Origin of the sequence: Curtobacterium sp. PhB128 (assembly GCF_004340725.1) — a bacterium.
In the GTDB taxonomy this organism is placed as follows: Bacteria; Actinomycetota; Actinomycetes; order Actinomycetales; family Microbacteriaceae; genus Curtobacterium.
The window spans coordinates 228,319-251,860 of sequence record NZ_SLUR01000001.1 but is presented as its reverse complement, the minus strand read 5'-3'; the positions used below and the strand labels follow the sequence as shown (position 1 = coordinate 251,860).

The window sequence follows — 23,542 nt, the reverse complement described above, 5'->3', positions numbered from 1 at the left end:
GCGCGGACGCGCACCGTGCGAGGTTCGCCGATCGGTGCGGCCTCAGCCGCACCGTGCCGCCCGCTGACCCCGCACCGAGCCGTCAACCCGGCACACAGTGGCGGAATCCGCACCGTGCCGGAGCGCGCGCTACGGGGTGGTGATGACCTCGGGGGTGCCGAGCGCGGCCTCCGGCCCCATCTCGTCGGCGATGCGGTTCGCCTCGGCGATGAGGGTCTGCACGATCTCGTGCTCCGGCACCGTCTTGACGACCTTGCCCTTGACGAAGATCTGGCCCTTGCCGTTGCCCGACGCCACGCCGAGGTCGGCCTCGCGCGCCTCGCCGGGGCCGTTCACGACGCAGCCCATGACGGCGACGCGCAGGGGGACGGACATGCCCTCCAGGCCCTTGGTGACGTCGTTCGCCAGCTGGTAGACGTCGACCTGGGCCCGGCCGCAGCTCGGACACGAGACGATCTCGAGCTTGCGTTCGCGCAGGTTGAGCGACTGCAGGATCTGCAGGCCGACCTTGACCTCTTGCGCGGGCGGCGCGGACAGGGACACGCGGATGGTGTCACCGATGCCCTCGGCCAGCAGGATGCCGAACGCGGTGGCGCTCTTGATGGTGCCCTGGAACTCGGGGCCGGCCTCGGTCACACCGAGGTGCAGCGGCCAGTCACCGGCGGCGGCGAGCTGTCGGTAGGCCTTGACCATGACGATCGGGTCGTTGTGCTTGACCGAGATCTTGAAGTCGTGGAAGTCGTGCTCCTCGAACAGGCTGGCTTCCCACACGGCGGACTCGACGAGCGCCTCGGGTGTGGCCTTGCCGTACTTCTGCAGCAGGCTCGGTTCGAGTGACCCGGCGTTGACGCCGATGCGGAGCGACACGCCTGCGGCCTTCGCCGCGGCGGCGATCGCACCGACCTGGTCGTCGAACTTGCGGATGTTGCCCGGGTTCACGCGGACCGCGGCGCAGCCGGCGTCGATCGCCTGGAACACGTACTTCGGCTGGAAGTGGATGTCGGCGATGACCGGGATCTGCGACTTCTTCGCGATGATCGGCAGCGCGTCGGCGTCTTCCTGCGTCGGCACGGCGACCCGGACGATGTCGCAGCCCGAGGCCGTGAGCTCGGCGATCTGCTGCAGCGTCGCGTTGATGTTCGTCGTCGGGGTCGTGGTCATCGACTGGACGGACACCGGAGCGTCGCCGCCCACGAGCACCTTGCCGACCCGGATCTGGCGCGACTTGCGTCGGGGGGCGAGGGTTTCGGGCGACTTGGGCATACCGAGGTTCACAGCGGGCACGTGAGCACTCTACGCGCTCGCTCCGACCGTCCCGGCCCGGTCACACCGGACGCTCAGAGCCGGGTGGCGCTGTCCACCACGGTGATGAGCGGCGCGTACAGCCGCATCGCGTCGAGCGCCCGCTCGTGGTCCGCGTCGCTCGCCCCGGCGCAGGCGTCCGCGACGACCGTCACGGTCGCTCCGGCGTCCGCCGCCGCCAGGGCGGTCGACAGCACGCAGCAGTCGGTCGACACCCCCGTGAGCACCAGGTGCGGGTGGTCGCCGACGACTGCCTGGAGGCCCGTCCCCCACTTGCCGAACGTCGGCTCGGTCACGACGGGGTCGTTGCGGTCCCCTGCCGCACTCGCGAAGGGCTCGGTCAGCGCGTACAGCGGGGCGGCGTCCGGCACGAGGGCGAAGGGCCACTCGCGGTAGTACGGCACCCAGGCGCCCTGCGGGCGCTGGGGCGCGACGAACCGGGTGAACACCGTGCGTCCGGTGAACCGGGGCAGCAGACGCTCGATGCCGACTCCGGCGTGGTCGTACCGCGGCGCCGCCCACGGGGACTCCCCCGTGAAGACCTGCTGCATGTCGATGACGACGAGCCAGGCGTCGTCGGGGACGCCCGTGGTCCCCGACGTGCTCACTGCTTCGCTCCCCGTTGCGCTCACCGCTGTGCTTCCTGGCGCCGGACGGAGCCCCGGGCGAACAGCAGGGTGCCGAGGAACCCGACGACGAGCGCGACCAGCACACCGAGGTTCGCGTAGGCCCAGGCACCGTCGCGTCCGCCGAGGCCGAACGGCCCGAGCAGGTAGCCCTGCCACGACAGCCACGCCGGTGACGCCAGCGTGACGAGACCCCACCCGAGTGCCGTGCCGACCGCGACCAGAGCGATCGCGCCCCACCGGACGTCGCCGTAGCGGCCGCGACGGTCGTCGAGCTCGCCTTCGGCGTAGGCCGTGCGCCGCAGCAGGACGTCGGCGACGAAGATGCCGGCCCAGGCGGCGATCGGGACGCCGAGGGTGATGAGGAACGCCTGGAACGGGCCGACGAAGTCCGTCGCGAAGAACGCGATGTAGATCGCACCCGCCACCATGAACACGCCGTCCACCCCGGCGGCGACCGGCCGTGGGATCTTCACGCCGACGCTCAGCAGCGCGAGGCCCGACGAGTAGATGTCGAGCACCGCGCCGCCGACGAGCCCGAGGATCGCGACGAGGGCGAACGGGATGAGGAACCACACCGGCAGGATCGTGGTGAGCGCGCCGATCGGGTCGTCCTGGATCGCGGCGTTCAGGTCGGGCGAGGAGCCGGCGAGCAGGACACCGAAGACCACGAGGATCGCCGGTGCGAGCGCCCCGCCGAAGGTCGTCCACCCGACGACTCCCCCGGTCGACGCCGAGCGCGGCAGGTACCGCGAGTAGTCGGCAGCGGCGTTCACCCAGCCCAGCCCGAAGCCGGTCATCACGAGCACGAGCGCACCGATGAACTGCTGGGCACTGCCCGTCGGCATCGCGGCGATCGCGGCGAAGTCGATGGACGGCACCGCGAGCACGACGTAGAAGACCGTGAGCACCCCCGTGATGACCGTGATCCAGGTCTGCAGGCGCATGATCACGTCGAAGCCCGCGACGCCGGCCCCGACCACGAGCGCGGCGACCACGACGAGGGCGACGACCTTCGTCAGCACCCCGCCGTCCCAGCCGAGCTCGGTGAACACCGTCGAGGTCGCGAGGACGGCCAGTGCGGCGAGGGCGGTCTCCCACCCGACGGTGAGGATCCAGCTCAGGAACGAGGGCACCCGGTTGCCGCGGACCCCGAAGGCCGCGCGGCTCAGCACCATCGTCGGCGCCGACCCGCGTTTGCCGGCGATCGCGACGACGCCGCACAGCAGGAACGAGAACACCACCCCGACAACCGAGACGACGGTGGCCTGCCAGAACGAGATGCCGAAGCCGACCACGAAGGACCCGTAGGCGATGCCGAGGACGGAGATGTTCGCCGCGAACCACGGCCAGAACAGTCCGCGCGGGGTGCCCTTGCGGTCGGACTCGGCGATGACGTCGAGGCCCTGCCGTTCGACGGTGCGGACCTCGGGCGCGGCGGTGGTGGGCCCGGAGTTCGTGGGCGCTGTGCTCATCCGCTGAGCGTAGCGCCGCAGCGACTACCCGAACAGGTTCACGGGCCGCACGATGTCGGCGTAGATCAGCAGCGCGCTCATCCCCGCCAGCAGCACCACGACGACCATCGTGAGCGGCATCGTCTTCGCCAGGTCGATGGGGCCCGGGTCCGCCTTGCCGACGAGTTTGAAGGACCGTCGCTTGATCGCCTCCCACAGGGCGCCGGCGATGTGCCCGCCGTCGAGCGGCAGCAGCGGCACCATGTTCAGCACGAACAGGCCGATGTTCAGCGAGGCCAGCAGCCCGAGGATCGTGTACGCCTTGTCGACCACCGGCACGCCGCTCATCGACGAGACCTCGCCGATCGCGCGGCCGACGCCGACGACCGACACGGGGCTGTCCTGCGACCGCTCCTGCGCGCCGAACGCCGCGTTCCAGACGGCGACCAGGCGCTGCGGCAGGTCGATGATGAGGTGCGCCGACGCGGCGATCTGCGCACCCGTCGCGGGCAGGACCTCGGCCGGCGACTGCCGCACGAGCGACTGCCCGATGCTGACGCCGACGACACCGACCCGCTGGGTCTTCGTCGTGCCGTCGTCGTTCGTGACGACCTTGCCCTCGGCGTCGTAGACGTCGCGGGTGGCGGTCGTCGGGGTGATCTCGAGCGTCTTCCGGGCACCGTCACGCTCGACGACGACCGTCACCTGCTCGCCGGCCGACTTCTGGAAGACCTCGGAGACGCGCGCGATGGTCGGGTCCTGCTCACCGTTCACCGAGAGCACGACGTCGCCCGACGCGATGCCGGCCTGCTTCGCCGGCGACTCCGCATCGCCCGAGGAGCACTCGGTCGTCTGGCTGGTCGGCAGGACGCAGTCGACGCTCGACGTGAACGTCGTGGTCGGCGACCCGAAGCCGCACAGCAGCACGCCGAACAGCACGATCCCGATCACCAGGTTCATCGCGGGGCCGGCGACCATCACGATGATGCGCTTCCACGGGGTCAGTCGGTAGAACGCGCGGGAGTCGTCGCCGCCGGAGTCCGCGATCTGCTCCGCGCTGGCCTGGCGGGCGTCCTGCACGAACGCGCCGTACATGCCGGTGTTCGTGATCGCACTCGGGCGGCCGGAGGCACGCGGCTTGAGCATGCCGACCATCGAGATGTAGCCGCCGAGCAGGATCGGGCGGATGCCGTACTCGGTCTCACCCCGCTTGAACGACCAGATGGCCTTGCCGAACCCCAGCGAGTACTGCGTCACCTTGACGTTGAACAGCTTCGCGAAGGACAGGTGCCCCAGCTCGTGGAGTCCGATCGAGACCAGCAGGCCGATGATGAAGACGACCACGCCGAGGACGAAGAGCAGGACGGATTCGACGGTCACCGGGAAAGGGTACGGGACGCTTGCCATGACGGAGCCGAGCGCCGTCTGAGAGGTGATCTGAGCCTCTCCCCACCGGCACGGCCGTCCCGCCGCTGGCGCGTCGCGCCGGAACCGGCGGTGTGGGCCCAGTCCGTCACGTGGTGACCATGCGACCGACGGGAGGCGCGGATCACGTCAGCGGGTCAGCGCGCGGTCCGCCGCGGCGCGGGCCCAGTGCTCCGCAGCGAGCACACCGTCGAGTGACGGCTCCCCCGCGGTGTGCTCCTCGACGACGCGCTCGACCGTGTCGACGATGTCGAGGAACCCGATGGCGCCCGCGTGGAACGCGGCCACGGCCTGCTCGTTCGCCGCGTTGAAGACGGCCGGGAAGGTCCCGCCGAGCTCACCGACACGCTTCGCGAGGGCGACGGCGCCGAACGCGTCGGCGTCGAGCGGCTCGAAGGTCCAGGTGCTCGCCGTGGTCCAGTCGAGCGGCACACCGACCCCGGGCACGCGGTCCGGCCACGCCAGGCCGAGCGCGATCGGCAGACGCATGTCCGGCGGCGAGGCCTGCGCGATGGTGGAGCCGTCGACGAACTCGACCATCGAGTGCACGATCGACTGCGCGTGCACCGTGACCTCGATGCGGTCGTACGGCACGCCGAAGAGCAGGTGCGCCTCGATGACCTCGAGCCCCTTGTTGACGAGCGTGGCGGAGTTCGTCGTGACGACGAGTCCCATGTCCCACGTGGGGTGCGCCAGCGCCTGCGCCGGGGTGACGTCGCGGAGCTGCTCGCGGGTGCGGCCGCGGAACGGACCGCCGCTCGCCGTGAGGACGAGCCGCTGCACCTCGGTGTCGGCACCGGAGCGGAGCGTCTGCGCGATCGCCGAGTGCTCGCTGTCCACGGGGACGATCTGGCCCGGCGCCGCAGCCTGCTGCACCAGGGAACCGCCCACGATGAGGCTCTCCTTGTTGGCGAGCGCCAGGGTCGCACCGGTCTCGAGCACCGCGAGCGTCGGCCCGAGGCCGACCGACCCCGTGATGCCGTTCAGGACGACGTCGGCCTCGACGCTGCGGACGAGCCGCTCGGAGTCCTCCGCCCCGAACGCCGTGTCGCGCACGCCGAACCGCTCGGCCTGCTCGGCGACCAAGGTGCGGTTGCTGCCGGCGGTCAGACCGACGACCTCGAACCGGTCGGGGTTGCGGGCGACGACGTCGAGCGCCTGCGTGCCGATCGAGCCGGTGCTGCCGAGGACGACGATGCGGCGCCGGGCCACGGTCAGCCCTTCGCGAGGATGTCGACCACGAAGACGAGCGTGGCGTTCTTCGGGATGCCCGAACCCTCCTGCGGGTTCGCGCCGTAGGCGTCCTCCGGCGTGGCGACGATCAGCACCTGGGAGCCGACCTTCTGGCCGACGAGCCCCGTGACGAAGCCCTTGATGAGTGCGCTCTCGGAGACCGTGAAGGTCGTCGGGGCGCCCTTCGACCACGAGGAGTCGAACTCCTTGCCGGTGCTGTAGACGACGCCCTTGTACTGCACGAGGGCGGTGTCGCCGTCGGCGATGGACGCGCCGTCGCCCTGCTTGAGGACCTCGACGGTCGTCTTGGTCGGGGCCTTCACACCGTCGGGGATCGTGATCTCCGGCTCGCCGGACGCCTTGTCCTTGACCGTCGGCAGGCCGGGGTCCTGGTCCTGCGGGGTGCCGCTCGCCTTGGTGGGGGTCTGCGCGACGACGTCCGCGACCACGACGATCTCGCCGCCGGTGTTGAAGCCGAGTGCCGCGGACTGACCGACCGCTGCCACCCGGTCGCCGACCTTCGAGCAGGCGAGGAGGGCACCGAAGCCCGAGCCGCCGACGGACAGGACCTGCGGGTTGCCCTCGTCGAAACCGACCGTGCCGAGCTTCTTGGCGTCCTTCGCCTCGTAGACCGTGTACGACACCTGGGCGTAGTCGCCCTCGTCCAACGACGCGCCCTTGCCCGAGACGAGCTTCGTGGCCTGCGGGGTCTTGGCCGACAGGCCCGCCGCGAACTTGACGGTCGGGGCCTTCGCGCCCCCGAACGAGCCGGTCGCCCGGATCGAGTCAGAGGCCTTGCCGGGGTCCGGGCAGGACGTGATCGCCGAGGCGGTCGCACTGGCGGTCGGGGTCGGCGAGGCCGTGGACCCGTCCGAACCGGAGCCGGAGCATGCGGCGAGTCCCAGCACGACGGCGGGGACGAGGGCGATCGGGAGCAGGCGCAGACGCTTCACGGGAACCTAGTCTGCCCCACCTGCTGAAGAGTCCCCTGCCAATGTCGCAGCACGGACGACGGTCTGGGCCTCGTGGTGCACCGGGAACGACACCGACCGGGCGATGAAGCAGAGCTGGTTCGCCGTGGCGTGCGCGGCTTCGGCATCGGCCACCCGGTCTGCCTCGAGGATCGTCACGACCGGGTGCAGCGTCGCACCGGTGAGCTCACCCGAGCCGTCGCGGTTCAGGTTCAGCGACGCAGTGGCCGTGTCGCGGTAGTCGACGACGGTGAAGCCCTGGGTCACCGCGACGTGCAGGTAGCTGAGCATGTGGCACTGGGCCAACGCGGCGACGACGAGTTCCTCCGGGTTCCAGCGGTCGCGGTCACCGCGGAACGTGGGGTCGGCCGAGCCGGCCACGTCGGGCTTGCCGACCGCCGAGACGACGTGGTCGCGCCCGTAGTCGCGGTAGCCGGACGTGCCGGTGCCGCGGTCTCCCGTCCAGCTGACGGAGACCTCGTAAGTGTGGTCCTGCACGGGTGCTGCCCCTTCGTCGGCGTCACTGGCGGTCGTCCGCCCTGGCTAGCATGGCGGCATGACGGTGAGCCACGAAGTCCGCACTGATCGCCATCCTCTCACCGCCGACGGGTCGGTCGAACTCGCGGTCCTCGACCGGTCGGGGTTCGACGAGAGCCGGCACATCGGCGCCGGGGTCGTGGTCGACTCCGCGGGTGCCGTGGTCGACTCGGTCGGCGACGTCGCAGCCAGCATCTACCCGCGCTCGACGATGAAGCCGTTCCAGGCCCTCGCCGTCCGCGGCGCCGGTGCCCGGTTCTCCGATGAGGAACTCGTCCTCACCACCGCGAGCCACGCCGGTACCGTCGCACACCAGGCCCTCGCGCTGCACATGCTCGAGTCGTTCGACCACGTCGAGGCCGACCTCGGGTGCCCGCCGGACATGCCCTTCGACCGAGCGACCGGCCGGACGATGGACGGCCCCCGGCGCCTGGCGATGAACTGCTCGGGCAAACACGCCGGCATGCTCGCCGCCTGCCGCGTCAACGGGTGGGACGAGGCGACGTACCTGGACATCGAGCACCCGATGCAGCAGCGGGTCCGCTCGGTGGTCGAGGAGTACACGCACGAGACGGTCGACCTGGTCGGCACCGACGGCTGCGGCGCTCCCGTCTTCCCGCTCGCGCTGACCGGACTGGCACGCGGGTTCGCCGGCGTCGTCGCCCGGGCCGACGACGACTCCGCGGCACTGACCGACGCCGTCCTGGCGCACCCGTGGGCGATCGACGGGGTCGGGCGGGCCAACACCGTCACGATCGAGCGGCTGCAGGTCCTGGCGAAGCTCGGGGCCGAGGGCGTCATGGTGATGGGGCTGCCCGGTGGGGCCGCGGTCGCGGTGAAGGTGCTGGACGGGTCGCAGCGCGCGGGCACCCTCGCAGCACTCACCCTGCTGCAGCGGAACGGGCTGGTGGGCGCCGACGGCGTGGCCGATGTCTTGGCGGCGACGGGTGAGCAGGTGCTCGGCGGTGGTGTGCCGGTCGGCGCGGTCCGGGTCGGCGCCGGCCTGCGCTGAGGCCGTCATCCGACGAGCTCCGGCAGTACCGGGAGCACCGGTCTGAGCGTGACACCACGTCGGTCGGGTGGGCGACGGACGGTGCAGCCGTAGCGGGTGACCTCGACCGCGGCGTCCCACAGCCGTGGCATCGCGCCGAGGCCCGGGACGAGCACGACCGTGCCGCTGGGACGTCCGGAGCGGTCGAGGCGAGCGAGCACCGCCGTGCCGTCGGGCAGCGTCGTACCGTCGGGCAGGGTCGCGCCGTCGGGCAGCGCCGGACCGTCGCCAGCGGGGCTTCCGGGTCTGCCGGCTGCGCGGAGGTCGTCCCACGGATCGGCGGTGGCGCGGAGCTGTTCGGCGATCGCCCGGAACACCGCGGCGGCGAGTGCCCCGGTGCCGACGACCACGACGTGACCGGTCGTGTCGGTCTCCCACGGGTCACCGTCCGGGCCGTGGCCGAGCAGGAGCCGTCCGGGCGCGCTCGGACAGTGGGACTCGATCGCCGCGGCGGAGTCGTCGCCGGCCAGCGACTCCGGTTCGCGGGGCCCGCCTGCGCCGGACCGGTGCAGCAGGACGTCGAGCACCGCGCAGCACCCGGCGGCTGCGAACACCACCGCACGGGAAGCGCCGTCGAGGGGCGCGAACACCCCGGCGAGGACGAGCACGACGGCGGTCCCGACCAGGACGCACCGAGCAGCGAACGGGGTCATGCCTCCATCGCAGCAGGACGGCGGCGTCTCCGGGGCGCCGACGACCGATCTGTGGAGAACTCCGAGCGCTACTGCACGAGGAAGAACTGCTCGCCGATGTCCACCCGAGCCCCGCGCTCCACGCGGTACCGACGGCCGGGCTCGCAGCGACGGATCGAACCGTCGATGTGGCGGACGACGGTGCCGTTGCCGGAGAACCGGTCGGACACCCACAGGTCGTCACCGTCGCGGCCGAGCTCGAGGTGGGTCTTCGACACCGACTTGCCCGGGTCGTGGACGGTCAGCAGGTCGTCGTAGCGCTCCCCCGGCTGCGGACGAGGCAGACGACCGAGCAGGCCCGTGCCGTGCACCCCGAACCGCTCGCCCGTGCTGAAGTGCAGCAGGAACGGCGCGCGCGTCGGGGTCTTCGAGACGATGCGGGTCTCGTCGACGTCCTCGTCGAGCTCGTCGGCGTCCGCACTGGCCTCGGGACGGTCCGACGGCGGGAGCGGGAGCTCGGGTGCCGTCGCCCCGGGGAGCGGAGGCAGCGGCGCGGCGAGCGGGGCGTGCGCCGGCGGGGCCCAGGACCGTTCGGAGTCCTGCGGTTCTCCGTGCGGTGCCGCGTCCCCGGGCTCGGTCGGCTCGGTCACCGGCGCCGCGTGTGCGCCGCGGGGACGGCCACCCGGGCGCGAGGCCTCGCTGTCCGGCAGGGCAGACTCGTCGTCGGCGGCGGTCTCGTCGGCCACGGCCTCGACGGACCCGTTCTCGTCGGACCCGGTCTCGCCGGACCCGGTCTCGTCGCTCGAGGCCTGATCGTCCGCAGGCGCATCGACCGGGATCTCGTCGTCCGGCACGTCGGTCGACGACGACCCGCCGGCTCCGGCCGACTCCACGCCGGAGTGCTCGGTCGCCCAGTCCGGACGCGCCATCGGCAGCGGCACGACCGGTCCGGTGAACGCGGCGGTCACGGCGGGGCGGACTGCTCCGCACTCGCCGCAGAAGATGTCGTCGGGCTCGAGGCGGTTGCCGCAGACGTGGCAGATGGTCGTGGCGTGCATGCCCGGCGTCACGAGCGGCGCGGGCCGCGGCGGTCGGCGGTCGATCAGGGGCTCGACGACGGCGGTGTCCCCCGGCTGCGGCGGCGAGACGACGGGCACGGCTGCGGTCGGTTGTCCGAGCGCACCGTCCTGCACGGGCTCGGCGGAGCGGGTGGACGTCGTGTCGTCAGCACCGTCGGTGTCGGCGTGCACGGCTGCGTCGTCCGTCGCGTGCGAGGACGCCTCGGTGTCGTCGGGCGTGTCGTGGGTCGTGTCACGGAGCGTGTCGTCAGCGACGGTCGGTGCACTCGGGACCGGCGGCACGACGGGAGCCGAATCAGCTCCGGACGCGGGCTGCGCGGCATCGGTGGTGGCGCCGCGGCCGACCCACCAGGACGGGCCTGCCGGAGCCGCGGACGGGGCCGGAGCGACCGGCGGCGCCCACACGGGAGCCGGAGCCTCGTCAGCGGCCGGCGGGGTCACGGGACGGTCCTCGACGGGAGCCAACCGGGTCCGCTCGGGGTCGTCGGCGGGCTCGGAGCGGTAAGCGTCCGGGTCCAGTGGCGGTTCGTCCTGGGCGGGGACGGCGTCGGGCTGCGCGGCCGCGTTCGACCAGTCGCCGAGGCCGGAGCCCGCTCCGTGCACGTGCGACGGTGCCTCGCGCGGGGCGAGGTCGTCGGGGCGTTGCACGGGCACCGCGGTCGGGGGTTCGGTGCTGCGGCGGTCGGCACCGGTCAGCCAGGCGCGGGTGGCGGGGTCGAGGGTCGACTCGGGCAACCACGCGTCGGCCGCAGGGTCGGAGCGACGTCCGTGGGAGTCGGGCTGCTGCAGGGGCGGTGGCGGCGCCTGCTCGACGGGGGTCGGAGCGACCGGCCGGCGGCTCGCTCCGGCGGTCACCGCGCGTCCGCACTCACCGCAGAAGATCGCCCCCTCCGGGAGCATCGATCCACAGTGTTCGCATCTGATCACGGTCTGCCTCTGTCCTCACTCGGCCGTCCACGACGCTCGTCAGGCCTCCGGCCATCGTAGTCACCGCGTCTCGCCGAGCCCTGACCGGTGGTGGCGCGCGGCCGTCCGGGTCCACGCAGGGACCGGAGCGACACGGCGGTGCGGAACCGCTCACGGCGCGTCCGACCGGCGCGCAGGGTCCCCACCGCATCGTCCGTCGCCGACCACATCCGGTCGGCGGCGGCCTGGTCGACATCGCTCGGTCCGAACACCGCCCGGTCGGCGAGGGCGGCCAGTCCGGTCCCGCCCTCACCCGGAGCACCGGTCACGGTCTCGCGTCGTGTGGCCGATCCGGCCACGTCGTGCCCACGGTCGAGGAGCGCATCGCGGTACTCGTCCCAGGCCCCGACGATGCGACCGCGCGGCGTCGGAGCACGACGGCGCCGTCGGCGGCGGACCCGCTTCAGCAGGACGATCACCCCGAACGGCAGGAGCACGACGGCGATCAGCCCCAGTGCACCGAGCACCCACGGCAGCGCTGCGAGCAGGATCTGCAACCACAGCGGCTGCACGGGCGGCGTGTTCCGGTCGCTCTGCGGCGGCGCCTGCTGGTCCTGGTCCTGCTGGTCGACGGGAGGCGGCGGCACGACGGTCTCGGGACGGGTCACCGGCTGCGGCGTCTGCTGCTGCTCGTTCGGGATCTCGCGGACACTCGGGTTGGGGTTGAGCATCACCCACCCCCACTGCGCGGTGTCGACCTCGATGCGCGCGGTGACGTCCGACCCGCGGAACGTCGTGGCGCCCCCGCTCGCCGACGCCCCGCCGGACCCCGAGTCGCCGCCTGCGGTGAAGCCCATGACCACCCGCGCCGGGAACCCGAGCTCGTCGGCCATCAGCGCTGCGGCGGCGGCGTACTGCTCCTGGTCGCCGATCATCAGCGGCGACGTCAGGAGCTCCTGGATGCGGTCGGCGCCGTGCCCCGAACGACTCATCCGGTCGTCACCGACGCCGTGGCTGACGTACCCGTTGCGCTTGAGCGCCTGGATCACCGCGACGAGCTTCGCACCAGAAGTCGCATCGGCGTCGGTCGTCGCCTCGACCGTCTCGCGGACGGCATCGGGCACGTCGCGCGCCGTCGGGACCGCGGCACTGCCCGGGCGGGCGGCCGCGAGTTGCTCGTCCGTCGGCTGGTCGGGGACCACGGCGGTCAGGTCGTAGGAAGTGCCTTCGCGGACACCGCCGACCACGGCGCCCGTCTGCGTCGAGCCGTTGTAGAAGAAGGACCCACGCTCGTCGTCGGCGTCGGTCCCGGTGAAGTCGACGCGCTCCAGGTCCCCCACCGTCGGCAGCCAGACCCCGCTGTAGCCGTCGACGGTCACCCCCACGCGCACCGTGGTGCCGTCCACGCCACGGACGTCGACCGACGTCGGCACGCGCTCGAAGGTGCCCGACGACGAGGAGCCGTCCGACCCGCCGACGCGGTAGACCACGCCGTCGTAGGTGTCGAGCGTCGCGATGCGCACGAACCCGTTCTCCGGCAGTCCGGTGACCCGGAGCTGTGCGGTGTCCGCCGCGCTCTGTTCCTCGTACGCGCGGAAGCCGCTCAGCGGGCTGACGTAGTCGCGGGGGTCGAACGGCTTCACGACGTCCGTGCGGGCGACGGTGCGCTCGTTGGCCGGTGGCGCGACCAGCCCGAGACCCGTGGCGACGACGGCCGCCGCGACGATCGTCCCCGTGCCGACGAGCGCCGGTCGCACGACCGACCGGGCGATCGGTACCGACGACCCGATCGTGGTCGCCACGGCGACCGCGCGACGTGCGTGCCGCACCGTCAGCGCCCACACGAGCGCGACGGCGACGAGCACGACGGCCGTCACGATCGACGTGTCCAGCCGGCTCGGTCCGACGACCACCCCGATCGCGAACAGCACCAGTGCCGGGATGCTCGCGAGTTCCTGCCTGGAGGCCCGGGTCGCCACGCTCACGGCCGTCACCGTGGCGACGAGGAGCGTCACGAAGTACGGCACGAGGAGCGCCTCGTACGAGCCGACCGGCAGGCTGATGGTCACCAGCTGCTTCCACCCCAGCGCGACGCCGGCGAACAGCGCGAGCAGGCCCGGGCCCGTCGGCAGGACCCCGTTGGCCTGACCGGGCACGGCGGCGGGTACACCGGCGAGCGTGAACGCCGCCACCGTCGCGATCGCCACCACGACCAGCGGCAGCCGCAGGACCGCGCCGACGAGGGCGACGAGGGTGCCGAACGCGATCGCGGTCACCGCCGCGACGATCATCGAGTCGTCGCGGTAGACCGGCCACCACGACACACTCGCGATCGCGAGCAGGAGCCACACGACGAGGGTCCCGCCGGCAAGACGGAACGGCACGAGCCGCCGGGCATCGCGTCGATCGGAACGCCGGGTCGACCGACGGGCACGCTCCGCGGGCGGCGTCGGCGTGGCCACCGGAGGGGCGCTCACGCGGCGGCCGATCGGTGCAGGGCGTGCCGGAGGTCGTCCAGGTATCCGATGGTCATCACGGTCAGGCCCGCGACCCGCAGGAACCGTGGCTGTGCTTCGGGCTCACAGATCACCGCGACGACCTCGACCCCGACGGGGAAGCGCGTCGCCGCGAGCCGGAGCGCCGGCAGTCCGATCGTCGAACCGACGACCAGGAACGCCACCGAGATGCCCTCGGTGTCGCTGCCGACGATCCGGGAGACCTCGGCGATGGGCAGGCAGGCATCGGCGAGTCCGACCGAGGCGAAGTCGTCGAGCAGTCGCGTCGGGGTGACCGTCGGCAGGGTCCGCACCGCGTAGACGGCACGCTTCGCGAACTCCGGGGTGCGTTCCGACACCACGACCGAGACCTCTCGGCCGTCGCGGATCGCACGGGCACCGAGCGAGGCCGCAGCGCTCACCGCGAGCTCGAACTCCTCGTCGTCCCCGAACTCCGACCGGGCGATGCCGAGTGCCACGACCAGGTGCGAGCGGCGCGTGTCCTCGAACTGGCGCACCATCAGCGCGCCCGACTTCGCCGTCGACTTCCAGTGGATGGTGCGGGGGTCGTCACCCGGCATGTACTCGCGGATGGCGTGGAACGCGATGTCGGCCGGCGACAGGTCGGTGGTCGCCTGCCCCTCGAGGTCGCGCACCAGCCCGGTGCTCGTCGACGGGATCGCGATCGTGCGCGGGTGCACGATGACCTGTTCGCGTGCGGTCCAGACGACCTCGCGGCGGACGAGACCGACGGGGTCGGCGCGGACACCGGTGACCGGACCCACGTCGAGCACGCCGCGGCGCACGGTCGGTACGGGCACCAGCTGCTCGAACGTGCCGTGCGCGCCGATCGCCGGGATCGCGACGTCGACGAGACCCGGGCCGACCGGCACCTCGACCGTCGTCGGCACCGAAGGCAGACGTGTCGGGTTCTCCGCCGTGACCACCACGCCGGCCTCGTCGCCGACCGCCACTCGGTGCTGCGGCAGGCGCATCCGGATCACCAGCCGAGTACGGCCGATGAGCGCGATGGCCGCGACGACGACGAGTACCGCTCCCGCGAACCCGACGACGACGATCTCACGCAGGCCGAACCGGTAGCCGGCCACGAACGCGACGAGCGTGAGGGCCGCGACCGTCCACCCGAGCCCGGTGACGACGGACGAGACCTCGCCCCAGGAACGCTTGACGAGCCTCCAGGCCGTTGCCCAGACCCGGACGATCCCGACGACCGCATCCGCTGCGACGCCTTCGCGGTCACCGACGATCCGTGAGCGGACGTTGGTCAGGCCGGCGACCGTCCCCGTGCGCTCGTACGCCGTCGCCCCGCGACGCGACCGCGTCGAGGACGGACGGCGTGAGCGCGTGGAGACGGGCCGGCGGTCCGTCACTTCGTGACTCGGTCGGCCGGCGGCGGGGTCTCCACCAGCAGCTGTGCGATGACGCTCGGCGCGCTGACACCGTCGAACTCCGCCTCGGCGTCGAGCACCAGGCGGTGCGCGAGCACCGGGACGGCGAGGGCCTTGACGTCGTCCGGCGTGACGTAGTGGCGGCCGCTCAGCGCCGCGAGCACGCGTGCCGAACGGATGAGGCCCATCGCGCCGCGGACGCTGACGCCCAGGCGGACCTCGCTGGCCGAACGCGTCGCGTCGACCAACCGCGCGACGTAGTCGGCGATGACGGCGTCGACGTGCACCGTGCGGGCCAGCGCGGCCATCTCGGTGATCGTCGCCGCGGGCACGACGCTCGCGAGCGGAACCGATGCCGACGGAGCCGACGAGGTCTCGAGGATCTTCACGGTGGCGGCGTGGTCGGGGTAGCCGATCGAGGTCTTCATGAGGAACCGGTCGAGCTGCGCCTCGGGCAGACGGTACGTGCCGGCCTGCTCGATGGGGTTCTGCGTCGCGATGACCATGAACGGAGCCGCCAGACGGTGGTTCACGCCGTCGACCGTGATCGCCGACTCCTCCATCGCCTCGAGCAGGGCCGACTGCGTCTTCGGGCTCGCACGGTTGATCTCGTCGGCGAGCACGATGTTCGCGAAGACCGGGCCGCGGTGGAAGTCGAACTCCTGCGTGCGCTGGTCGTAGACACTGATGCCGGTGATGTCGCCGGGCAGCAGGTCGGGGGTGAACTGGATGCGGTTCGTCGTCCCCTGCACGCTCTGCGCCATCGCCCGCGCCAGGCTCGTCTTGCCCGTGCCGGGGACGTCCTCGAGGAGCAGGTGGCCCTCGCTGAGCATCGCCGTCACCGCGAGGCGGATCACGAACGTCTTCCCGAGGAGCACCTGCTCGACGTTGGTCACGATGCGGCCTGCGACGTCGGCGAACCAGGTGGCCTGCTCCGGGGTCATGCTCATGCGGGGTCGTTCCTCGTTCTCGGGGATGGCGGTAGGTGCAGCGTACGGTCAGCGGGCAGCGGAACCGGGTCAGCCGGGCGCGGGTTCCGGATCGGGCTCGCCCGGATCGGACGGCTCCGGCTCGGGGTCCGGCACCGGCGCAGCTGCGATGGTCGCGCTCGGCGGGTTCGGGTCCTCGTGCCCGTCGACGATGGCGGCGACGTACACGTAGCGTGCCAGGAGCGAGTCTTCGACCGCAGGAAGGGCATCGGGCGCGTAGACCGTTCCCTGACCACAGAGCGCGTAGTACCGGGACCCGCAGAAGACCACGCGGTAGCCGGTCGGCTGGAGGCCGGCGTTCTGCGGTACGGCGTTCACCGTCACCTGGGTGCCAGCGGTCATCGAGTCCAGGAGCGTCGCACGTGTCTGGACCGGTCGGAGTCCGTCCACCGTGCTGCCGCTGCCGCAGAAGTTCGACGTGCCGTCGGCACACGCCACCACGGTCACGCTGACCGCAGACCCGAAGGCCACGCCACTCACCCACGAACCGTTCGCGCCGAACGACACGAGCCCGCCGCCGTTCACCGCGTACGCGTAGTGATCCACGGATCCGTTGGCGCTGGGCTGCGCTCGCGGGTTTCGGATGCGGATGGCGTACGTGCCCGCATCGTCGCTGAACTTCTCGACCGCGATGTCCGCCGACGCAGTTCCCGGTGCCGCGTACCCCTGCACGGACGCGGCACGGCTCGGGGTGCAGAACAGCCCGTTGTCGGCCAGTGCGACGTACTGGAAGTTCCCGTTCGAGCTCAACGTGTCCGTCGCGCTGCTGCCGTCCCACTTCTTGTCCGAGCCCGTCGTCGTGCAGCCGCCGGGGATGTCGACGCCGGGCGGGTAGCGGACGATCGTGAGCGTCCGACCGCTGCCGGCCCAGTCGCTCTCCGTCGCGCTCAGCGAGACCGTCGTCTTCCCCGGGGACTGGTCACGCGTCGCGTTCAGCGTCGGGGCCGAGGGCGTCCCGACGGCCGTGCCCGTGGCCGATGCCGAGTTCCACTGCACGACGGTGCCGTTGCGGTCGGCGTCGTTCCGGGCCGAGATCGTCACCTTGTACTGCGCGGCGCTCTGCGCTCCGGTGAACGAGGTGCTCGTCGCCGTGCCGGTGTGCCGGGTGCCGGACAGCCCCGGTCCCTCGATGGTGACGATGTAGTCGTCGACCGCGCTGCCGCGGTTCGGAGCGGGAACGGCCTTCCACGCGACGTCGAGTTGGTTCGGCGTCGACCCGTTCGGCGTGACGGTGATGCCCTTCGGCGGCGCCGGCACGTAGTCGGCGCTGATCGGGGCCGAGCTGCCCGACGGCTTCGAGTCGCCGATCGCGTTCGTGGCGATGACCTGGAAGCGGTACGACGCCTTCGGGTCGAGGCCCGTCAGGGTGCAGACGGTGGCGGTGCCGCAGTTCTTCGCGACGCCGTTCGTGCCGGTGACGCGGTACCCGGTGATCGGCGAGTTGTTGCCCTGCGGGGTCGACCAGGTCAGCGTGGCCTGGCCACCGTCGTAGGACCCGGTCCGGGTGGGCGTGCCGGGGGCGTCGGGGACGTCCTGCACCGAGATCGTCACGTCGCCCCAGACGTAGCGGTCCGGGTCGTTCGTGGCGTCGGCGACCTGGTACTGCAGGTGGGCGTCCACCGGCTTGGCGCTGTCGGAGACGCGGACCTGCAGACGGGTGCGGTCGCCGCTCGGGGTCACGGAGACGCCGCTCGGCAGCCCGCCGGACAGACCACGGATGTTCACGACGCGCAGCCGCTGTCCGGGGAACGGGTTCGTCGGCTGGTCGTTCGTCAGGACGTCGATGGTGGTCGTCGCACCGCGCTTGGTGATCGACCGGTCGGCGCCGGGTTGCACGAGCGGACGCGTCGAGGCCACCACCCCGACGGTCACGGTGCCGGCACGTCCGGCGTTCGCGTCGTCCTGCACCCCGATGCCGATCGACGCCGTGGTGTTCTTCTTCGCGGTGTCGGCGACCGTGATGGTCAGCTGCTGCTTGGAGATCGTGGCGGTGGTGCCGGCCGCTGGACGGCCGACGACGGAGTAGCGCAGCTCCGGCAGGTCCTTCGGGTACGGGTAGTCGGTGAGCTTCGTCAGGTCGACGGTGCGCGTCTCGCCCGGCTGCATCTCGACCGCCGAGCCGGTGAACGCCGGCGGCTGGTTCGACCGCGGCGTCACGGTGACCGGGAGCACGAGCGTCGCGACCCGGCCCTTCCCGCCGTTGGCCGCGGAACCGTCCGTGACCTCGAACGAGATGGACGCGTTGCCGTAGTACAGCTTCGACGAGGTGAACTGCAGGGTCGACGAGTCCACGACCAGGCTCTGGCCGTTCGCGTGGGTCGCCTTCACCGTGCCGCGGTCCGTGATCGTCGCCGTCTGGCCGTTCGCGGTCACGACGTAGTCCTCGAGCGGGATCCGGACCGTCGCCTCGCTCTTCACGGTGACGGCACCGGCCGAGCGGTTGATCTGCGGCAGGGCGTCGTCGAACCCGGGGACGTTGATGAAGCCGTAGGACACGATGTCGGGGTGGTCGACCCGCGCGACCGAGAACGGGATGACCTGGGACTCGTCGGTGAGCCGGACCGTGATCCGTCCGTCGTCGGTGAGCCGTGCGGTGTCGCCGTAGCCGTCGACGATCCCGACCTGCAGGTCGGCAGCGGTGCCCTCGGCGAAGAAGACGTTCTCGAGCACGTCGACGGTCACGCTCTCGCGCCGCAGGATGTCCTGCAGGTCCAGGGTGGTGTCGTCGACCTCGGGGCGGAGGGGCTGCGCGTCCGGGTCGACCGTGACGGTGAGGAACGCGGTGCTCGATCCCCCGCTGGCGTTCGCCACCGTGTAGAGCACGGCGTAGTCGCCCGACTTCGCGGTCTTCGGGGGTGTGACCCGGATCTGCTGCTTCCGCAGGATCTTCGCCGACACGTCGTCGGCGGTGGGCTCGGCCGCCGACACGGTGAGCTGGCCGCCCTCGGGGTCGGAGTCGTTCTGCAGCACCCGCACGGTCACCGACCCGCCGGGGCGGATGGTCACGTGGTCGGCCTCGGCGACGGGGTTCGACGCCTGTTCGGCCCGGGGGGCGATGCCCACGCGGACGGTACCGGTGGCACGTGCGCCGAGGGCGTCGACCACCGTGTAGGTGAACTCGTCGGTGCCGGCCGAGTAGTCCCCCGCCTCGTAGGTCAGCGCGTCGGACGCGACGTCGGTGACGGAGCCCTTGTCCGGGTTCGACCCGACGCCGACGAGCTGCACCGAGTCGCCGTCCGGGTCGATCCCGTTCAGCGGCACCGAGATCCGCACCGACGAACCCGCCACGACCCGCGCGGTCACGGTCTGCGGGACCGGCGGGTTGTTCGTCGCCGCGTCCCGTTCGCGCACCGAGATCGAGACGGCGGCGTCGGCGTACTGGCCGTCCGGACCGGCGACCCGGTAGACGGCGGTGTAGTTGCCGGGGGTCTTCGGCGCGAGGTAGCGCAGGTGGTCGCCCGAGGCGAACAGCAGACCGCCGTCGCCGGGCACGTTCTGCACGAGCTCGGGCTCGAGGGTCAGGGGCTCGCCCTCGGGCTGGGTGTCGTTGTCGAGCACGTCGATGTTCGCGACGTCGCCGACCCGGACGGTCGCGCTGTCGGGCTGGGCGACGGGCGGCTGGATCCGGTCGGGCTTGGGGATCTCGACGACGGTGATCGTGCCGGTGGACGACGCCAGGCCGTTCGTCTCGGTGTAGCCGAACGACACCGGCCCGTCGAGCGGTGCGGTCAGCGTGACGCGCACGGTGTGCTGGTCGAGGATGCTCGCCTGGACCCCGTTGCCCCGCGCCGGTCCGTCGAGGGCGGTGACGAGCAGCACCCCGCCCGCCGGGTCGATGTCGGTCGCGGTGACGTCGGTGTCCTTGCTCGACAGCGTGTTGACGAAGACCGTCTTCGGGGTCGTGATGGGCGCGGTCGAGGCGTCCGGCGGCGCGAGGATCGTGACCCGGACGATGCCGCTCGACGTCTTCACACCGTCGGTCACGGTGTACTCGAGCTGGTGGTCGCCGGCGCTCGCCCCCTGCACCCGGAACGTGCCCGCGTCGTAGCTCGGGGTGACCGTCAGCCCCGCCGACGACGACACACTCGTGAGGGTCACGGTGCCGTTGCCGCCGCGGACGTGGTCGAGCGGCTCCACCGTGAAGGCCTTGCCGGCGTAGCCCTGCACCGGGAACGGGTCGGCACGCAGCGGCACACTCCCCTGCTTCGCCACGCGCACGGTCACCGAGCCACGGCCGTCCGCGCGTCCGTCGCTCACGACGAGTTGCACGGCACGGTCACCCGTCCGGCCGCTGTCCGCACGGAAGTCGAGCAGGCCGTCCGGGGTGGTCGACACCCGGTCGCCGTCCGAGGCGGTCGCGGACTTCAGGTACACCGGGTCGCCGTCGGGGTCGACCCAGTCGCCGAGCACGCTGCTGACGACGTGTCCGTTCTGCACCACGTCCGCCGAGGTGTCGCGCACCTGCCGCGGGGCCTCGTTCTGCGACTCCGGCCGCACCGTGACGCGGACGGTCGCAGTGTCCGACCCGCCGTTGCCGTCGGTGATCGTGTACGGGAAGGTCACGGTGCCGGTCGCGCGCGACGACAGCGTGACCTGCAGCCGTTGGCCGTCGGCGACGATGGCGACGCGGCCGGCGGACTCCGAGATGGACCCGACCTCGCTCACGATGATCGGGTCACCGTTCGGGTCGTAGTCGTTGAGCAGGACCGGGAGGCTCGTGGTGCGTCCCGGACGAGCGCCCAGGTCGTCGTCCACCGCCACCGGCGGCTTCTGGTCCTTGTCGACCTCGGGGTCGTCGTCGGAGACCTGCTCCTGCTGCTGCTCGTCGTCCTGCTTGATGAGGTCGGCCCAGTTGTCGATGAGCTGGCCGCTGCGGTCGATCGCCCAGGAACGACCGCTCGACGGGTCGTTGGCGACGACGGTCTGCCCGTTGTGCAGGATCTGCATCGTGCTGGTCCCGCCGGTGCTCGGGAGCCGCTGGAGGGCGTTGCCGTCGCAGGTGTCGATCGCCTGGCCACCGGCCCACGCCGCGTAGGTGCAGGACCCGTCGACGTAGGGGCGCGCCGCACGCCCGGACACCTGGAGCGCGGTGGCGTCGACGGACCCCGAAGCGCTGACCCGGACGAGTCCGGCGGTGCCCGCGACGGTGACGTCGGACGAGGTGTCCGACGATCGCTGGAGCGCGGGTGACGCGCCGACCCGGTCGCCGAGCTCCACGGTGCGGCCGTCGATCGACAGTGCGCCGCTGGTGCGGTCGAGCACGGCCAGGTGGCCGTCGACGGTCGCGACCTGGAAGTCGTCGGTGCGGTCCATGTCGACCTTCCACCGTTGGTCGACGGACAACGTCGACCCGACGTCGACGAGCGATGCCGTGCCGGTCTTCGCCGAGTACACCGCGACGTGTCCGTCCGAGGCGTCGAAGACGGTGTCCGCCCCGAGCGTCAGGTCGGCCTTGGTCGAGGCGTCGAACTCGGCGAGGTCGGCCGCGGGCGTCGCCCACAGCTCGCCGGTGTCCTGGTTGCCGATCACCGCGGTGTCCCCCGCGAAGAAGACCTGGGGTGTCCCCGCGGGCAGGGTCACTGCGTCGCCGACGGTGGCGTCGGCGACGTCGACCTTGGCCACGGTCCCCTTGGTCTGGTCGACGCTGTAGACCATGGACCCGCGCTGCAGCACCGCCAGGTCGTCGCTCGCGGTCTCGACGGCGGTGTTCAGCTGGAGGACCCCGGTGTTGGCCCGGCCGACCGCTCCGTACTCGGCGGAGGGCACCCAGACGGTGCCGTCCCCGAGGTCGACTCGTTGCGTGTGGTACCCGGTCGAGACGATCGCGGTCGTCGCGACGACCGCGGCGACCAGGACGGAGACCCCGGTGGTGACGGCGGCGGATCGGTGCTTCGCGACGAGCGCGCGGATCACCCGGTGCTCCCGACGGTCGCGCACTTCTGCGCGCTCGCTGCACCGGTCTTGCCGTCGCGGTTGACGGCGACCGCGATGCACTCCTCGTCGCCGCGCTGCCCGGAGACCACGAACGTGGTGCCGGTCTGCTGGCTGGACGCGCCGTTCGACGAGATGACGTAAGTGTCGCCGCTCTTGAGACCCGGGTCCGCCCACGAGAACGACACCGCCTGCGCCGAGGGCTGTGCGCGGACGTCCGCCACCACGGGGATCGCCCCGGCGCCGAGCCGCCCGACGACGACCACGGTCGCGATGGCGAGGGCAGCGACCACGACGACGGCGAGGGACGTCGCCCAGACGAGCGTCGACCGGGTGCGTCGACGCGCACGTGTGACCGATCCGGTGCGGTGGACGGTGCCGACGCTCTGCGAACCGCCGGCGACGACGCCGCCCTGGACCGCGCGACGGGTGCGGCGGCGGGCGCCGACCCGCGACGGCGGCTGGAGCTCGCGGATCATGGTCCGGTCGCCCTCCGGGGTCGGGGTCGCGATGGCCCATGCCTCGACCGCGACGTCGGCCGCGGTCTGCGGGATCCCGAGCTCGGCCTCGACCTGCTGGAACCCGCGCACGAGTTCGAGCACGGTCGTCGGGCGCGACGACACCTTGCGGGACAGCGCGGTGGCGAGCAGGCGCTCGAGCGACGGTGGGACGTCGGTCCGACCGGTGGGCTTGACGCCCCCCTTGTCGATCCGGCTCATGAGGTCGCTCGCACCGTTCTTGCCGCCCCGGACCTCGAACGGGCTGCGACCGGCGAGCAGGGAGTACACGGTGGCGGCGAGCGAGTACACCTCGGACTGGATCGTGCCCCGGGACTCGTCGATCAGGACCTCGGGCGCCGACCACGGGATCGACATGCCGATGGGCTCGTCCGGGTCGGTCCCGCCGATGGTGGCCGCGATGCCGAAGTCGGACAGCACGGGGTTGCCGTACGCCGTGAGCAGGATGTTCGACGGCTTGATGTCACGGTGGAGCACGCCTTCGCGGTGGGCGGTCTCGAGGGCCGACCCGATCCGGACACCGATCGAGAGCACCTCGGACACCGGGATCGGCTCCCGCCGGTACCGCTCGCTGAGCGATGAGGAGCACAGCTCCATCACCAAGTACGGACGTCCGTCAGCCGCGACGCTCGCCTGGAACACCGTCAGGATCGACGGGTGGGTGCTGAGCCGCGCCATCAGGTTGGCCTCGGCCTGGAACATCTGCCGGACGCGGTCGTCGACGACCTCGTCGAGCAGCACCTTCACCGCGACCTGACGACGCGGCATGTCCTGCTCGTAGAGGAAGACGTCGGCGAAGCCACCGGAACCGAGGACGTGCACGGGGCTGAAGCCGCCGATCACGGGCGGGTTGGACGGCAGGCGACGCGCCATCGACATCTCCTCCCCGGCCGAGCGGCCAACTCTCTCGTCGTGGCACAGTCATTGTACGAAGCGCCGGTGACCGTCGATCCGCACACCGACCACCTGTGGACGGGCGCACTC

The 23,542-nt window shown here is 72.0% G+C and carries 15 protein-coding genes; 1 reads left to right on the top strand and 14 read right to left on the bottom strand.

Annotated elements, in window-relative coordinates; genetic code table 11:
- Nucleotides 1-129: 129 nt before the first annotated feature.
- From ispG to EDF23_RS01080, 7 genes are all read right to left on the bottom strand, one after another.
- A complete protein-coding gene (gene ispG, locus EDF23_RS01110) occupies nt 130-1,263 on the bottom strand; it encodes a flavodoxin-dependent (E)-4-hydroxy-3-methylbut-2-enyl-diphosphate synthase (RefSeq protein ID WP_123938104.1) in 1,134 nt (377 codons plus the stop codon).
- A gap of 74 nt (nt 1,264-1,337) precedes the next feature.
- Nucleotides 1,338-1,934, bottom strand: coding sequence for a cysteine hydrolase (locus EDF23_RS01105; protein ID WP_279388182.1), 597 nt, complete (start codon nt 1,932-1,934; stop codon nt 1,338-1,340).
- The gene (locus EDF23_RS01100) at nt 1,931-3,403 is read right to left on the bottom strand and encodes a cytosine permease (protein WP_131920057.1); all 1,473 of its coding nucleotides are present in this window, start codon (nt 3,401-3,403) and stop codon (nt 1,931-1,933) included. The genes EDF23_RS01105 and EDF23_RS01100 overlap by 4 nt, the downstream gene beginning before the upstream one ends.
- Nucleotides 3,404-3,427: 24 nt before the next feature.
- Nucleotides 3,428-4,762, bottom strand: a complete 1,335-nt coding sequence (locus EDF23_RS01095) for a site-2 protease family protein (protein WP_207895420.1) — start codon at nt 4,760-4,762, stop codon at nt 3,428-3,430.
- A 174-nt stretch (nt 4,763-4,936) separates the two neighbouring features.
- A complete protein-coding gene (dxr, locus tag EDF23_RS01090; protein WP_131920053.1) occupies nt 4,937-6,019 on the bottom strand; it encodes a 1-deoxy-D-xylulose-5-phosphate reductoisomerase in 1,083 nt (360 codons plus the stop codon).
- Between the two features lie 2 nt (nt 6,020-6,021).
- On the bottom strand, nt 6,022-6,993 hold the full coding sequence (locus EDF23_RS01085) for an FKBP-type peptidyl-prolyl cis-trans isomerase (protein ID WP_131920052.1): 972 nt from the start codon (nt 6,991-6,993) through the stop codon (nt 6,022-6,024).
- A 6-nt stretch (nt 6,994-6,999) separates the two neighbouring features.
- Nucleotides 7,000-7,509: an OsmC family protein gene (locus tag EDF23_RS01080; RefSeq protein WP_123294293.1), complete on the bottom strand. Its 510-nt coding sequence runs from the start codon at nt 7,507-7,509 to the stop codon at nt 7,000-7,002.
- Between the two features lie 58 nt (nt 7,510-7,567).
- Between EDF23_RS01080 and EDF23_RS01075 the strand changes: the two genes are divergently transcribed.
- Nucleotides 7,568-8,560 (top strand): asparaginase, encoded by a 993-nt coding sequence (locus EDF23_RS01075; RefSeq protein ID WP_131920050.1) that lies wholly within the window; start codon nt 7,568-7,570, stop codon nt 8,558-8,560.
- A gap of 5 nt (nt 8,561-8,565) precedes the next feature.
- On the opposite strand, the gene EDF23_RS01070 is transcribed toward EDF23_RS01075, so the two are convergent.
- From EDF23_RS01070 to EDF23_RS01040, 7 genes are all read right to left on the bottom strand, one after another.
- Nucleotides 8,566-9,252 carry a hypothetical protein gene (locus tag EDF23_RS01070; RefSeq protein ID WP_131920048.1) on the bottom strand — a complete coding sequence of 229 codons (687 nt, stop codon included), beginning with the start codon at nt 9,250-9,252 and terminating at the stop codon, nt 8,566-8,568.
- Nucleotides 9,253-9,320: 68 nt separating this feature from the next.
- Nucleotides 9,321-11,210: an FHA domain-containing protein gene (locus tag EDF23_RS01065; RefSeq protein WP_131920046.1), complete on the bottom strand. Its 1,890-nt coding sequence runs from the start codon at nt 11,208-11,210 to the stop codon at nt 9,321-9,323.
- Nucleotides 11,211-11,233: 23 nt separating this feature from the next.
- Complete coding sequence (locus tag EDF23_RS01060) at nt 11,234-13,600, bottom strand: transglutaminaseTgpA domain-containing protein (protein ID WP_131920044.1); 2,367 nt, start codon at nt 13,598-13,600, stop codon at nt 11,234-11,236.
- Between the two features lie 89 nt (nt 13,601-13,689).
- Entirely contained in the window at nt 13,690-15,102 is a 1,413-nt protein-coding gene (locus EDF23_RS01055) for a DUF58 domain-containing protein (protein ID WP_131920043.1), read from the bottom strand.
- Nucleotides 15,099-16,070, bottom strand: coding sequence for a MoxR family ATPase (locus tag EDF23_RS01050; protein WP_131920041.1), 972 nt, complete (start codon nt 16,068-16,070; stop codon nt 15,099-15,101). Before EDF23_RS01050 ends, EDF23_RS01055 begins: the two co-directional genes overlap by 4 nt.
- A gap of 69 nt (nt 16,071-16,139) precedes the next feature.
- On the bottom strand, nt 16,140-22,022 hold the full coding sequence (locus tag EDF23_RS01045; RefSeq protein WP_131920039.1) for an Ig-like domain-containing protein: 5,883 nt from the start codon (nt 22,020-22,022) through the stop codon (nt 16,140-16,142).
- Nucleotides 22,019-23,431, bottom strand: coding sequence for a serine/threonine-protein kinase (locus EDF23_RS01040; protein WP_131920037.1), 1,413 nt, complete (start codon nt 23,429-23,431; stop codon nt 22,019-22,021). The genes EDF23_RS01045 and EDF23_RS01040 overlap by 4 nt, the downstream gene beginning before the upstream one ends.
- Nucleotides 23,432-23,542 lie beyond the last annotated feature (111 nt).

Coding starts and splice junctions, on each gene's coding strand:
- ispG (WP_123938104.1), bottom strand. CDS start 1,263: ATGCCCAAGTCGCCCGAAACCCTCGCCCCCCGACGCAAGTCGCGCCAG.
- EDF23_RS01100 (WP_131920057.1), bottom strand. CDS start 3,403: ATGAGCACAGCGCCCACGAACTCCGGGCCCACCACCGCCGCGCCCGAG.
- EDF23_RS01075 (WP_131920050.1), top strand. CDS start 7,568: ATGACGGTGAGCCACGAAGTCCGCACTGATCGCCATCCTCTCACCGCC.
- EDF23_RS01070 (WP_131920048.1), bottom strand. CDS start 9,252: ATGACCCCGTTCGCTGCTCGGTGCGTCCTGGTCGGGACCGCCGTCGTG.
- EDF23_RS01065 (WP_131920046.1), bottom strand. CDS start 11,210: ATGCTCCCGGAGGGGGCGATCTTCTGCGGTGAGTGCGGACGCGCGGTG.
- EDF23_RS01050 (WP_131920041.1), bottom strand. CDS start 16,070: ATGAGCATGACCCCGGAGCAGGCCACCTGGTTCGCCGACGTCGCAGGC.
- EDF23_RS01040 (WP_131920037.1), bottom strand. CDS start 23,431: ATGGCGCGTCGCCTGCCGTCCAACCCGCCCGTGATCGGCGGCTTCAGC.